A 12,844-nucleotide genomic window follows, 5' to 3' on the forward strand; every position below is an offset into this window, starting at 1 on the left:
TATCAGAACGAGATTTCGGCTTGGAGCCACAGCTTTTCGGTATCGACGGCGAAGGCGTTCGCGTCGTAATTGGCGTATTTCATCAACAGCGAGACCGGTCCGGCCTTGAGTCCCAACGCGGCATCCCATTCGGAGCCGAGATCGAGGCTGCCCGCATCGCTGTCGAACTGGTGATAGGTGACGTTCGCGTTGAGGCCGGGCAGCAGGCGAATGCCATCGAAGCTGCGCCCCACTGTCACGTGATAGTCGCGCACTCCGAAGGCCGGCGTGGTCAGAAATACGTCCGCCCAACCGTTGAACGCATGAAGCGTAGCCATCGGCGTCTGGAATGCCGCGACGCCGCCATCGCTACCCAGCTCCTCGTATCCCGTGGTGAGACCGAACCCGCCAACGGTCGCGCCCAGCTTCACGCTGTAATAGGGCGCCGAATAGTCCGTCGGATTTGCTCCATAGTCCGACTGGGTCGCGACACTTGCTTCCACTTTCAACGCGAACAGACCGGGCAGATCGAGATCGGCATTGGCGCGCAAACCGTAGGTCTGGCTGGAAAATGCGATCCGGTCATCGTAGTCGATGAGGTAGGCGAAGGCCTTTGCATCCACGCCCGCGATTTCGAAGCCGCCAGTCAGGAAAACGAAGTCGCCATCGAAATGCTCGTTCGGGCTGTCGACGCCGAAGATCGTGCGCTGGCTGATCGCATAGGTCGCATCGAGCGCCACCGGACCGATATGCGCCTGGCCGCGGACGGCATCGAAGGTCTGCTCGTTCTGCCGCCAGCCGACATTGCCCACGAAGCGCGCATCATCGAGGATGATACGTTGGCGTCCGATCGTCGCGCCCGTTCCCCCATCCATCACAGCGACCTGCAGACGGTTAAGCTCGAAGTTCTCCGGGTCGGCAACAACCGGAAAGGGTTCGACACCGTTGAACGGCAGCGTGTCGTTGTAATCGGCCGCCAGGGCCAGCGTGCCTTCCGTTTCGGCAAGCAGGGACACGATCCCCGCCTTGATCTCCACACCGGCGCGGAGGCGGGCGGTCAGCGCGTCCGCATCCTTCAGCCCATTGTCCTGATCGACAGTCTCGTAACGCAGCCGTGCGGCCACGATCGGGTCGAGCGTGACCCCGTCTGCAACCTCGATCGGCGCGAATGGCCCTTCCTGCGCGAAGGCGGGGCTGGCGGCCGATCCGATCGCCACCCCCATCAGGCTTACCAAGCTCTTCTTCATCGAACTGCCTCCCGATTGCTCGGCCTCTAGACAGCCCCTCCCGTCACTCCGTCGGGTTTTCGTTTCCCTCGCGCATACAAAAAAGCCGCTGCGACCAGATCGGTCGAAGCGGCGCCGTTGCCACGCATTTTCGGAGTCTTAGCCCCGACCCTTGAATGAACCCGCCCTTGGGTACGCGTCGGAGCGAGGAGTTCATATGCGATTCGATTGTGCGATGCAATAGACCGCAATCGTTGGCCCTTATTCGCGAGGCCAACTGGTCAGATGCACCTCCAGACAACAAACCTCGAACGGTATCATGCTGGAATTTGCGACCATCATCGCGTGCGGCGGAGACGCAAAAACGCCTTGGCGCGGACAAGCGACAACAGGCGCTAGGCGCGCAAACACTTCTGGATCGAGCCATTGCCAGGACCGCATCCTTTGGCGGCCCGGTTGCTCTTGCCGTACGAGACCGGATGCAGGCTCCCGAAACGGACATGCCCGTTCCAGTCGATCCGCAGAAAAATCTCGGCCCTATCGGAGCAGCGGATGGAGTGGGACACGCGAGATGCAGATCCCTTCACCGATATCGACACACAGCCGACCTGATCGCTACACAAGCGCGGATCAGAACCGAGTAGTGTACCGCCCCACTTGCAGGGCATCTTCATGCGCTGACCAGTGGATCAATCTAATCCTCTGGACCAAAGGGGGTCGCGATATCTGCCGATCCTACACTGCATGAGGCGGTGCGCAGTCTCATCGCTGGCTTGCGACATAGTCTTCGATCGCATCGGGATCGAAGATGCGACCATCAAAGAAGCGATTGGAGCTCAACGTAATCTCGCCTTGCTCGGCGCCCACAGCGAGGGGGCCGTCGATGCTGCCTTCGACCTTTGAGCTTGCGCCGGGCAGCAAGTCTCCGGTCCCGCGCAGAGCCTTGCGATAGATGTCCGGGCGAAAGACACGCCCGGCGCGCTCCGCATCGGCATCGTCAAATGGCTTGCCCTCCCAGAGAATAAACTGGGAATACAACCATTTAGCCTGGCTGATCCACGGGAAATTCGCCGCTTCGTTATATTGGAACATGAAATCCGGATAGGGGCTGGCAGCCGCCCCGGCCTTCAGCACGATCTGATCCGCGATGGCCCGACCGATCACCTGGGCCGAACCATCCAGATATTCCGGGCGGGCGAGAATGGCGGCTGCGCTGCACCGGTTCGCGGGATCGACGAACCATTTGCCCGCCTGCCGCATGGCGCGAATCAGCCCCTCCACCGCCTCCGCGCGTTCCGCAAGGCGCGCTTCCTTGACCGCGAGAACCTTTTCCACGCCCCGCCGCCAGATTTGCGCGGTCGCCAGCACGATCCGCCCCGCGCCGCGATCCACGGCGACCGAGTTCCACGGCTCCCCGACGCAGGATCCGTCGATCTCGCCCGATTCCAACGCATCCGCGGTGAACGGCGGGGCCACGGTGACGATCTCGATATCGACATCCGGGCGGATGCCGCAGGCGGACAGCCAGTAACGCAGCATGTAATTGTGAGAGGAATGGCGATGCACTACGCCGAACCGCAACTTGCGACCATTTGCAGCCGCCATTTGCGCGTGCTTCGCCAGCGCCGCGCCGACAGCGGCAGGATCGCCGAGGACCGGATCGGGACAGACCGCATCCGCCAGTTCGGTCCGCAAGGTGATCGCATTGCCATTGAGACCAAGCACGAATGGCGCGGCGAGCGGCTGTGGCGGTCGTCCGATGCCCATGGTCGTCGCGATGGCCAGCGGCGCAAGCATATGCGCCGCATCCGTATGACCGTAAAGCAGCCGGTCGAGCACGGTCGCCCATGTAACATCGCGCGTGAGGTCGAGGTCCAGCCCCTCCTCCTCCGCAAACCCCAGTTCCCGCGCCAGAATGGGCAGGCAGGCATCGACGAGCGGCAGGAATCCAATGGTCAGTTTTTCGCTCATCGATCCCCTTTCATAAGCTCGTGTGCTGTCACCACAGCCTCCGCGATGGCCGCGATCCGCTTGTTCGAATCCATCGCCTTGCGCCGTAATTCCGCATAGGCTTCGGGTTCGGTCCATCGCCTTTCGGCCATCAGAATGCGCTTGGCCTGGTCGACCTGGTCGCGTTCGTGCAATCGCCCGCGCGCCTCGGCCAACTCCTCTTCGAGACGGGCGAAGGCATGGAACCGTTTGACGGCCAAATCCAGCAAGGGGCGGATGCGCGGCGCGGAAAGCCCGTCGACGACATAGGCCGAGACGCCTGCATCGATCGACGCGGCGATCGCCTCGTCATCGCTTTCATCGACGAATATGGCAATGGGCCGGGCTAGTGCACGGCTGACGGCGAAATATTCCTCCAGCACATCGCGCGCGGGGTTGCCCAGATCCATCAGCACGATGTCCGGCTCGATTTCGGCAATGCGAGACAGCAGCGCCTTGCGTTCGGAAAGGACGAAGATTTCCGAACCTTCGAAGGCGCGCAGGCCCTCCTCGATTATCGTGGCCCGTGCCCGGCTCTCATCGATCACCGCGATCCGCATCGGGTGATTGTGCAGCGCAGCATCGCGTTAGGCAAGCCGCATCGCGGAAAGAAACGATTGTACGTGGCAGCGTGCGTGTTGTCCGAAGCTTTTTCCGCCATTGGCGTGCTCTCGCTTCCCATGAACTAGCGCCTGGGCGAATGGCAGCTCTCCGCTTCGCATCGACCCAAAGCGGACTGCCGCAATCGGCCCACAAGCCGCCAGACCGCTACCAGTGTGAGCTGTCGGTCAGAAAAGCGCCCCAAACCCGGGCATTCAATCTGTTCGCATCGTCACCCACGAGCTGCCATTGGTGCGAGTTCTATTTATGACAACTAGGCGTATAAACGGACCATGCTTACAGGTGGCCGTTATTTCTTGAGGCGGACGCGGTTTGCCCTCGGCAATCCGAGTTTAAAGGTTCCCGGAGTCTTCTCGCCTCGCCATTATGCCATTTGCCGCTTTCCCCAGTTGTTTCGTACCAAGGGACAACAATGGCTTCGCGCCGTAAGTTATCCTGAACCGCAGCGATGAGGGTCAACGCCTAGGCGGTTACCAGCGGCCCACTGCGCCAAGTCGCATGCGTAGTCGTGCCTCAGTAATTTCGGCACTTTTGGCAAGGTGAGGGGTTAGCATCAAGGTAACCCTGGCAGGCAGAGGACCGAAATCAGATGGATCAGACCCTCCCGCACTCAAGATCCTTTAGCAGCCCGCTTCACGCAATCCTTCTGGCCTTTCCTGTCGCGCTTTACCCCGCGGCCCTTGTCACCGACATTACCTACCTCAACACTGCAGTCATTCAATGGACCAACTTCTCATCGTGGTTGATTGCCGGCGCTGATCTGTTCGCCGGTATCGTGCTGGCATGGGCCGTCTTGAGCCTTTTTTTCGGGCGAGCGAGACATATGAGGCGCCGCGGGATTGTCTATCTCGTTGTCGTCGCGGTGATGTTCCTTGCGGGAGTTCTCAACGCATTTCAGCACGCGCGCGATGGCTGGCATTCGGTCGGGACATTGGGACTGGTCTTGTCGATCCTTTGTACCCTTCTCGCCTTCTTCGCGGCTTTCATAGCCTACGGAGATGCGAATATCAGGGGAGACCGCACATGAACCGGGTCGCCGTTCTCGCTTCCGTATTTACGCTCGCTGCCTGTCAGTCGCAAAGCGATCCGGATCTTGACCAGACCGGAGCCCAACCTGATCTTCCGGAGCAACGCGATACCCTGTTGCCGGCAATGGAAATCCCCACGCCTGCAGGGTGGGACGGCGAGCTGCCGACGGTTCCCGAAGGCTTCACCATAACCGCCATCGCCGAGGATCTGAAAATTCCGCGGCAGATGCTGCTATTGCCTAACGGGGACATTCTGGTCGCAGAAGGCTCCGGAGGGAATGCCCCTGCCGTCCGGCCCAAGGATGTTATCGCCGGATTGATCAAGAGCCGTGGCAAAAGCTCCGTTGAGGGAGGCGACCGAATTACCTTGCTGCGCGATGAGGATGGAGATGGACAGACCGATCTGCAAACCACCTTCATCGACGGCCTCGACGCCCCGTATGGCTTGGCCTTCGTCGACGGTACGCTTTATGTGGCCAACCAGGACAATCTGGTCAGCTTTGAATATACGGACGGCGCGACGAGCATCGAAGGACCGGGTACCGAACTGACCAAGCTGCCCGCCGTTATCAACCATCACTGGACCAAGGCCATGACAGCCAGTCCCGATGGCTCGATGCTGTATGTCGGCATCGGCTCCAACAGCAATGTCGGCGAACGTGGCATGGACGTGGAGGAAGACCGTGCCGTGGTCTGGGAAATCGACCGCGAAACGGGCGCGAGCCGAATCTTTGCATCCGGTCTCCGAAATCCCACCGCCCTTTCCTTCAATCCCTGGACCGAGCAACTGTGGGCAGTGGTCAATGAACGCGACGAACTTGGCCCTCAACTGGTGCCCGACTACCTGACCTCCGTGCGGGAAGGCGCCTTTTACGGCTGGCCTTACAGCTACTTCGGTCAGAACATCGATCCGCGAATTCGCCCCCAGCGACCGGATCTTGTCGCGCAGGCGATCGTGCCGGACTATGCGCTGGGCTCGCACGTGGCGGCCTTGGGTCTGGATTTTTCGAGCGAGGGCGGGCTCGGAGGACCCTTTGCAGAAGGGGCGTTCGTGGGTCAGCACGGCAGTTGGAACCGCAGCGACCCATCAGGCTACAAGGTCGTCTTCGTACCGTTCAGAAATGGACGACCGTCAGGTGAGCCGGTCGATCTGGCCACCGGATTTCTGAAGGACGGTCACGCGCGCGGACGCCCTGTGGGCGTTCTGTTCGACGAGCCGCGCCGCGCGCTGTTGATCGCAGACGATGTCTCAAACACGGTCTGGCGTATTTCACGACAAGGCGGGCCTAACGCTTCGGAAGAACAGTAGGTCGCTCACGACTTCGTACTGTGGCACAGGCCCAGACTCGTCAAACGCAGCTGGAAACCACCACGATCGGCGCACCGGTGACTACGGTAGCACCCAGGCCGATCCACCCGATCGCAATGCCAATCCGTTCCATCTGCGTATCCTTCCGTCGCACAAGCCACCGCAGTAGAATGCAGTGAGTTCCGATCAGGGAAATCCAGACGGCAAGCAACAACAACTTTGCCCAGGACAGGCCGAATGTCCCCGACCCGGTCCATCCCGATGAGCAGCCGAGGCCATGAAGGGCGTAGAGGGTGCTGAAAGCCACGGCCCACAGAACAAGGCCCGAAACCATGCGGACCAAAGCTGTCACAGCGCAGCGCCCGACAGGGCGAGGAGCCAGGCTACGATAATCGCCACGCCCGCCCCATAATCGCTCCACACGGCTGCGATGCGGCATTCATGGGGACGCCGGGCGCTAACGTGGCCGCTGGCGATCCGGCCCCTGATGAACAGCTGCGCCAAGGCGCCAACTGCAGCGGAGAAGACGGCATAGCACGTCAATGTCCAGGCTACGGCAGCGAAGGAATGCTCGGCTGGGCCCGGCAGGTGACGAATGGCGCCCAGGAGAAGGCCGGCAATCGCCAGCGCCAAGCCACACGCTGCTAACACCGCGCCGGGCTTCGCCCGCCTGAAGTTGCGCAGTCCGGCCCGCGCTCCACCAGAGGCGAGCAGCGCCCCTGCGGTCACCAGAACGGGTTCAAGGAAATAAGCGTCGAATTCTCCCGGCGGCGGCCAATTGGGCGCGACGACCCACAGGAAGAAATAACCGAAGATCAGCGAGGCGAATAATGTCCCACTTGCTGCAACGGCCAGTACGCTGCCCCAGTAGCCGACACTACCGCGCACATCAAAACTGGTAGGCAGACAAAGCCCTTGGCCAGCATTGACCGGACCAGCATCGTTCACCGTTCCGGTCGTGGCGGCCCACCGCCAAACCATGACTGCGGTGGCGACAACGAACACCGGTGCAAGCCAGTAGAGGCTCAGCAGCATCGACAGGAAGAAACCTCCGATTACCAGAGCGGTATGCAAGGGTATCAGGCTAGGACCGGGCAGGATGGCAACGTGTTCGGGCGCGCCGCTTGCGATATCGACTGCCAGCGTCTCGCGTCGCTGATCGACCGCGCGGGCCAGCAAGCCTTTCCCGCCGGCGAGGCGTGCACCCAGATTGCGATCCTGCGTCAGCGGTTCGCGGCTGTCGACTGTCGGAAGACTGGCGAAGTTGTATTGCGTGGGCGGAGTGGGCATCGCCCATTCCAGCGTTTCGGCCTCCCAAGGATCGCGCCGCGTGCGCTTTCCGAGCCGATGTTGCAGCGCGATGTCGATCGCAAACAGGCCGAAGCCGAATGCCTGCATGAACCCGCCGACTGAGGATATCAGGTTAAGTGTGGTCCACCCCGCCTCAACGGGATAGGTGTAAACTCGGCGAGGCATCCCAAGCAGGCCAGTCAGGTGCATGTGCAGGAAGGTAAGGTTGAAGCCTATAAAAATCAGCCAGAACGCCGCAATGCCCACTCTCATCACGCGTGTGCGACCGGTGGCATGGGGCATCCAGTAGTAGGCTGCAGCCAGCATCGGGAAGACGAAGCCTCCGACCAAAACGTAATGCAGGTGGGCCGTCACGAAAGCAGTATCGTGGGCTTGCTGGTCAAATGGCACGATCGCCAGCATAACCCCGGTTAGTCCGCCGAGCACGAAAACCACGAAGAAGCCGAGAATGTAATACATCGGCAATGTGAATTTCGGCCGGCCCGCCCAGATCGTCCCGATCCAGGCGAAGACCTGTACGGCCGTGGGTATTGCCACAAGAACCGAAGCTGCGGAGAAGAACCCAAGCGCCATGTGCGGAATGCCCGTGGTGAACATGTGATGTACCCACAACCCGAAGCTGAGGAAAGCGAGCGCCATCACCGCGGTGACAATCGCGCCGTATCCGATCAGCGGGGTGCGCGCCATGACCGGGATCATGGTGGACAGGGCACCCGCAGCAGGCAGAAAGATGATGTAGACCTCCGGATGCCCGAACAGCCAGAAGAGGTGCTGCCACAGAAGTGGCGAACCGCCGAACTCGGGCTGGAAGAACGGCCAGCCGAAAGCGCGTTCCAATTCCAGCAGGATGGAACCAAGGATCAGCGGCGGAAACCCGAAGATCATCATTCCCGCAGTCGCCAGCAGATACCACGCCATGATCGGCATCCTGGTCAGCGACATGTTCGCGGCACGGAACTTGAGGATCGTAACCACGATCTCGATCGCCGCGCATATCGCGGAGATCTCGACGAAGGTAATTCCCAGCAGCCAGACGTCGGAATTTACGCCCGGGGTGAATTCGCGGCCCGAAAGCGGCGGGTAGAGGAACCACCCCGCGTCGGGTGCCACCCCGCCCAGCAGGGCCAGGATCATGATCGTTCCTCCGAAGAGGTAGCACCACCAGCCCAACGCGGTCAGGCGGGGGTAGGCGAGATCGCGCGCACCCAAGATTTTTGGTAGCAGGTAGATTGCCAGGCCTTCCAGCATGGGGATGGCGAAGAGGAACATCATGATGCTGCCATGCATCGTGAAGATCTGGCCATAGACTTCCGGCCCTGCGAAGGCGCTTTGCGGAGTGGCGAGCTGGGCACGGATCAACATGGCGAGCACGCCGCCGATGCCGAAGAACACGGCAGCAGTGATGATGAACCGCTTGCCGAGATCAGTGTGGCTAACGCTGCTGAATACACCGCGCCACCCGGTCTCGTTTTTCCAGATGCGGGTCAGGTCGCGGTGGAGTTCAAGCGCCTTCATCGTGCCGCCCCCATCAAGTTGTTCGCGTTTTCGGCCTCGTAGGCCTCCACCACAAAGCGATGGCTTGCATGGCCGACGCCGCAATATTCTGCACAGACTGCTTCATAGGTGCCTGACGCATCCGCCTGGATCCGCAGACGGTTAACCTGGCCTGGGATCGCATCCATCTTGCCCGCCAGTCGCGGAATCCAGAGGCTGTGGATCACATCGGTCGCCCTGATATCGAGATCGACCGGTCGCCCGGTGGGGATGCGCAAGACGTCTTCCGAACAGCTCCCATCCTCGTAACAGAACTCCCAGCCGTAATTATAGGCCGTAACCTCGATAGTCTCCGCGGCCGGCCCGGTTGGCAGATTGCGCTCGCCCACCCACAGTGCGAAACCGAGCAGGACCATCAGCACGGTTACCGGCATGGCAAGACCCAGCCAGCCGATCCATACACTCTTGTTGCCAGGTTTTTCCCGATCTGCCACGCCCCGCCGGAGCAGCCCCACCAACAGCAGCGCGAAGACGAGCGTCGCCAGCAGGATCGAGCCACCGAGCATACACCACCACAGGTCCGCAACGCGCGCGGCGGACGGCCCGGCGGGATCGATGGTGGACAAAGCACCTTCGCAAGCCGCAAGAGTGGATGCAAGAAAGACCATAACCATTGAGCGAACCCAGCTTCGCGAAGGATGACGCCAATGACAGATACGGCCCATGAAAATATTGCCGAGAGGGAACTGGTCGAGGCGAATCCCGAAGATTTGGTCGATCCGGTCGAACAACAGCCCGATTTTCACAGACTCGAATCGCGTATCGCACTGGCCGGACATCCCATCCACGCGATGCTCGTCGCTTTCCCTATTGCGCTGACAACCTGCGTGCTGGGGGCGGATATCTTCTACTGGTGGACCGGCGATCTCTTCTGGGCCCGCGCCGGTCTCTGGGCGGCGGGAATGGCTTTCCTGTTCGGCGTTCTGGCGGGCGGTGCGGGGACGGTCGAATTGCTGAGCGTGCCCGGCATCCGCCAACGCGCGGCAAGCTGGACGCACTTCATCATAGCGGTGATGCTGCTGTCCATTCTCGGAATGAACTGGGGCTATCGACTGCTGGGGTACGAAGAGGCGGTGCTTCCCTTCGGCATCATGTTTTCTGCCTTCGCCGTGGCCTTTACCGGGTTCACCGGCTGGCACGGGGGCAAGCTCGTGTTCGAATATCAAATCGGGGTTTCTTCCACCGGGAGTTCGTGACCTAGTGGCTCGTTCAGCCATTCGGGCGCAAAATTGGATAGTGCGGGCTTGCCCAGCACGAGGAACAGTATGGTGACCATCGCGACCGCGATCGGCACCAGCGTGGGGATAGCGCTGCGCGGTTCAAATCGGCCACGACGTTCACTCATCAGCACGACCAGATGCCCGACCCAGGCGTGGAGCGCGACCAGCACACCGACCATGAACAGCTTCACAAACATCCACAGGGTGAACACGCCTGCGAGAAAGATCAAAACGGTGCCTGCGGAGATGGCGATGATCGCCGCCGGGGTAACCAGATACGAATAGGCGCGATGTGTCAGCAACCGCAGTTGGCTGTAGCTGGCTTGCCCTTCGCCGATCTCGTGCTTACTGAGCATCAATGGCAGGCCGAGAAGCCCGGCACACCAAACAACGAGAGCAGCGATATGCAGCGCCTTGACGAGGGAAAGGATCACGAACGAACGCTCATTGTCATTTGGCTTGGAGTTCACGCAAGACGTTGATGGAGTTCGTCGAATTTCCTGTTGCATTCTGCCGCCGCCAGGCGCGGCGTGCAATCCACAAGCCACCGATGGCGAACGGCGCCATTCCGCCGACCCACATTACCAGCCCGGCCAATTGCTGGTCCGCCAGACCCGTCAGCCCCCAGGACGGCGCGGACAGAGCGTGGGTTACATACAATGGCTGCGAGGCGAAGGTGAGCAGGGCACCCAGGCACCCCATCTGTACCATTCCGCCCAACAATCCGCCGACCGCGCCCATCACGCCAGCCCGCTGGATTGCCAGCCAGAATGCGAATGACGTCGCGAAGATTGTGATTTGCATACCCCAGTACAGCGCCATGTTCGCCAGGGCCGCATTGTATAGCGCAGGCACATGCCACGCCCACAGCGCTGCCGTCATTGCGAGCGTAGTCAAGCTGACTGGCAGGTGTACTCGGAACAGGGGGCCAGACGATCGCGCCGCAAGCGCAAAAGCAAGCGCAGCGGCAATCAAGAGCAGGTGATGTATCGAACGGGCCGAGAATAGCGCCACGCTGGCCGCACACAGGGGTGAAACGAATGCCAGCGTGAGCAGCGAGACACCGACTGCCGCCATCCGGTTTCTTGCCCTCAGAGCCCATACCCACGCAACGGCTAGAATAGCGACGAGGGGTGGATCGAAATTCCAGTGTGAGGCGATTTCAGCCAGCGCCGGAGGACTTCCGCAATAACTGCCGGCAAACATTTGCAATCAACTTTCCCCGAATGACCTGACCTTTGGCGACAGCCTTTAGTTGCCGCATTTTCTGCCAGCAGCAGAACATAGCGGCCAGCAATGCGGTTTGAAAACGGTGAAACGCAACAATTGATCCGATGGATGTAGGCGTGGGAATATCAAAATTGGGTTATAAACGGATAGCGGTGTTTGGCGGAAGCGGGGCGACCGGTCGCGAAGTAGTCAGGCATGCCCTGCGTGCTGGGCTGGAGGTAGTTTCGGTCGACCAGACTCTGCCTGACGAAGCTGCTAGGGTCGAGGGAGTATCCTATCACAAGGCAGATGTCCTGAAGGGCGGTATAACTCAGGCGATGGCAGGGTGCGATGCGGTGATCTCGGCATTGGGCGTCGCCTTCTCGCCGAGCAACGCGCTGTCTCCTCCCCCGCTCTATATAGAAGGAACTGGCAATATCCTCGGCGGGATGGAGCGCGCTGGGATCAAGCGAATTGCGGTGATCTCAGCCGCTTTTGTGATCGATCAGCCCAACCTTCCGAATTGGTTCAAGCTCACCGTCGTTCCGGCGCTCCACAATATCCTGGAACAGATGAGAGAGATGGGGACCCTCCTGGAGGGGCGCCTAGATCTCAGGTGGACCATCGTGCGACCCGCATGGCTGTTGCACAAGCCCGCCGCCGACGATTTGCTCGTCGAGGAGGAGTTTTTGCCCGACAGAGCGTTTCGCTGTCGGATAGGAGATCTCGCTGCCTTCCCTGTCGAATGCGTGCAACATGATCGGCACGTTCACGCCAAGCCCGCAGTGGGTGCGCCCGAAGAGGAAGAGTTCGAAAGCCCGCTCGCTCTGGGCGATGAATTCGCCGGCCGGTGAACGGAGCCAAAATCACTTCATGCGAAATCTTTCGCAGTCTCCGCTGGATAGGAACCATCTTTTCCCAGACTTCAGCACTTGGAGGTTAGAACTCCCGCTGCTCCTCGATCTCGTAATCCTCCAAGGCACCCCCCTTCCTCCGAGTGAAGCAGCTCGACCGCGCGGTCGGCGGCGTCGTAATAACGGTGCAGGATGAGGTGGGCACCAGAGTTGCGAAGTTCCTCGTTGTCTTCAATCCGGTGGGTCGCGACCGCAATCTTGCCCACTTCCGTCAGCGCCTGGAGGAAGGCGTGGCGGCTGTCATGATGCGTAACGCCAGTGTTCGGATCAGGGATCGCCGAGATGATCCAGTTCGCGCTTCGTATCGGCAAGCTGAACTCACCGCCGACGGCCGCGCGACGTTACTAGGTTTCGTGGACAAAGCTTGACTGTGGACTCGGACCTTGATTCAAGGCTGGCTTTTGGAGGCAGCCTTGGGCGAGCGGATTGGCGTTACGGACGAAGAGTGGGAAGTGATCGGGCCGCTGCTGCCACCTGAGCGGGG

At 60.7% G+C, this 12,844-nt stretch carries 13 protein-coding genes; 5 read left to right on the top strand and 8 right to left on the bottom strand.

Going from position 1 to position 12,844, the window contains the following annotated elements:
• Positions 1-2: 2 nt before the first annotated feature.
• The 3 genes from AC13F2_RS05955 to AC13F2_RS05965 all read right to left on the bottom strand — a co-directional run bounded on the left by AC13F2_RS05955 (position 3) and on the right by AC13F2_RS05965 (position 3,754).
• A complete protein-coding gene (locus AC13F2_RS05955; RefSeq protein ID WP_067684583.1) occupies positions 3-1,226 on the bottom strand; it encodes an alginate export family protein in 1,224 nt (407 codons plus the stop codon).
• Positions 1,227-1,967: 741 nt separating this feature from the next.
• Complete coding sequence (locus AC13F2_RS05960; protein WP_482964420.1) at positions 1,968-3,176, bottom strand: CmpA/NrtA family ABC transporter substrate-binding protein; 1,209 nt, start codon at positions 3,174-3,176, stop codon at positions 1,968-1,970.
• Positions 3,173-3,754, bottom strand: a complete 582-nt coding sequence (locus AC13F2_RS05965) for an ANTAR domain-containing response regulator (RefSeq protein ID WP_067684742.1) — start codon at positions 3,752-3,754, stop codon at positions 3,173-3,175. Before AC13F2_RS05965 ends, AC13F2_RS05960 begins: the two co-directional genes overlap by 4 nt.
• 650 nt (positions 3,755-4,404) lie before the next feature.
• On the opposite strand from AC13F2_RS05965, the gene AC13F2_RS05970 reads away from it, so the two are divergent.
• Together AC13F2_RS05970 and AC13F2_RS05975 are read left to right on the top strand one after the other, a co-directional pair.
• A complete protein-coding gene (locus AC13F2_RS05970) occupies positions 4,405-4,842 on the top strand; it encodes a DUF2231 domain-containing protein (protein ID WP_067684744.1) in 438 nt (145 codons plus the stop codon).
• The gene (locus AC13F2_RS05975) at positions 4,839-6,152 is read left to right on the top strand and encodes a PQQ-dependent sugar dehydrogenase (RefSeq protein ID WP_482964419.1); all 1,314 of its coding nucleotides are present in this window, start codon (positions 4,839-4,841) and stop codon (positions 6,150-6,152) included. The genes AC13F2_RS05970 and AC13F2_RS05975 overlap by 4 nt, the downstream gene beginning before the upstream one ends.
• Positions 6,153-6,192: 40 nt before the next feature.
• Here the strand turns inward: AC13F2_RS05975 and AC13F2_RS05980 are convergent, their stop codons facing one another.
• From AC13F2_RS05980 to AC13F2_RS05990, 3 genes are read right to left on the bottom strand one after another with little or no spacing between them, the layout of a single operon-like run.
• Positions 6,193-6,504 carry a hypothetical protein gene (locus AC13F2_RS05980; protein ID WP_067684748.1) on the bottom strand — a complete coding sequence of 104 codons (312 nt, stop codon included), beginning with the start codon at positions 6,502-6,504 and terminating at the stop codon, positions 6,193-6,195.
• Entirely contained in the window at positions 6,501-8,978 is a 2,478-nt protein-coding gene (gene ctaD, locus AC13F2_RS05985) for a cytochrome c oxidase subunit I (protein WP_067684750.1), read from the bottom strand. Before ctaD ends, AC13F2_RS05980 begins: the two co-directional genes overlap by 4 nt.
• Entirely contained in the window at positions 8,975-9,631 is a 657-nt protein-coding gene (locus tag AC13F2_RS05990) for a cytochrome c oxidase subunit II (RefSeq protein WP_067684752.1), read from the bottom strand. The genes ctaD and AC13F2_RS05990 overlap by 4 nt, the downstream gene beginning before the upstream one ends.
• A gap of 33 nt (positions 9,632-9,664) precedes the next feature.
• Here AC13F2_RS05990 and AC13F2_RS05995 point away from each other — a divergent pair, with 33 nt between their 5' ends.
• Positions 9,665-10,213: a DUF2231 domain-containing protein gene (locus AC13F2_RS05995; protein WP_067684754.1), complete on the top strand. Its 549-nt coding sequence runs from the start codon at positions 9,665-9,667 to the stop codon at positions 10,211-10,213.
• Here the strand turns inward: AC13F2_RS05995 and AC13F2_RS06000 are convergent.
• Together AC13F2_RS06000 and AC13F2_RS06005 are read right to left on the bottom strand one after the other, a co-directional pair.
• Positions 10,180-10,671: a CopD family protein gene (locus AC13F2_RS06000; protein WP_067684764.1), complete on the bottom strand. Its 492-nt coding sequence runs from the start codon at positions 10,669-10,671 to the stop codon at positions 10,180-10,182. The genes AC13F2_RS05995 and AC13F2_RS06000 overlap by 34 nt on opposite strands.
• Before the next feature lie 16 nt (positions 10,672-10,687).
• Entirely contained in the window at positions 10,688-11,314 is a 627-nt protein-coding gene (locus AC13F2_RS06005) for a cytochrome c oxidase assembly protein (RefSeq protein WP_197465631.1), read from the bottom strand.
• 284 nt (positions 11,315-11,598) lie between these two features.
• Here AC13F2_RS06005 and AC13F2_RS06010 point away from each other — a divergent pair, with 284 nt between their 5' ends.
• Both AC13F2_RS06010 and AC13F2_RS06015 read left to right on the top strand, forming a co-directional pair.
• On the top strand, positions 11,599-12,300 hold the full coding sequence (locus AC13F2_RS06010) for an NAD(P)-dependent oxidoreductase (RefSeq protein WP_233999444.1): 702 nt from the start codon (positions 11,599-11,601) through the stop codon (positions 12,298-12,300).
• A gap of 143 nt (positions 12,301-12,443) precedes the next feature.
• A complete protein-coding gene (locus AC13F2_RS06015) occupies positions 12,444-12,728 on the top strand; it encodes a hypothetical protein (protein ID WP_067684760.1) in 285 nt (94 codons plus the stop codon).
• Positions 12,729-12,844 lie beyond the last annotated feature (116 nt).

The sequence above is a fragment of the Qipengyuania sp. L-5Y genome, assembly GCF_056859455.1.

Coding starts and splice junctions, on each gene's coding strand:
- AC13F2_RS05990 (WP_067684752.1), bottom strand. CDS start 9,631: ATGGTTATGGTCTTTCTTGCATCCACTCTTGCGGCTTGCGAAGGTGCT.
- AC13F2_RS05975 (WP_482964419.1), top strand. CDS start 4,839: ATGAACCGGGTCGCCGTTCTCGCTTCCGTATTTACGCTCGCTGCCTGT.
- AC13F2_RS05970 (WP_067684744.1), top strand. CDS start 4,405: ATGGATCAGACCCTCCCGCACTCAAGATCCTTTAGCAGCCCGCTTCAC.
- AC13F2_RS05960 (WP_482964420.1), bottom strand. CDS start 3,176: ATGAGCGAAAAACTGACCATTGGATTCCTGCCGCTCGTCGATGCCTGC.
- AC13F2_RS06005 (WP_197465631.1), bottom strand. CDS start 11,314: ATGGCGGCAGTCGGTGTCTCGCTGCTCACGCTGGCATTCGTTTCACCC.
- AC13F2_RS05955 (WP_067684583.1), bottom strand. CDS start 1,226: ATGAAGAAGAGCTTGGTAAGCCTGATGGGGGTGGCGATCGGATCGGCC.
- AC13F2_RS05995 (WP_067684754.1), top strand. CDS start 9,665: ATGACAGATACGGCCCATGAAAATATTGCCGAGAGGGAACTGGTCGAG.
- ctaD (WP_067684750.1), bottom strand. CDS start 8,978: ATGAAGGCGCTTGAACTCCACCGCGACCTGACCCGCATCTGGAAAAAC.
- AC13F2_RS05965 (WP_067684742.1), bottom strand. CDS start 3,754: ATGCGGATCGCGGTGATCGATGAGAGCCGGGCACGGGCCACGATAATC.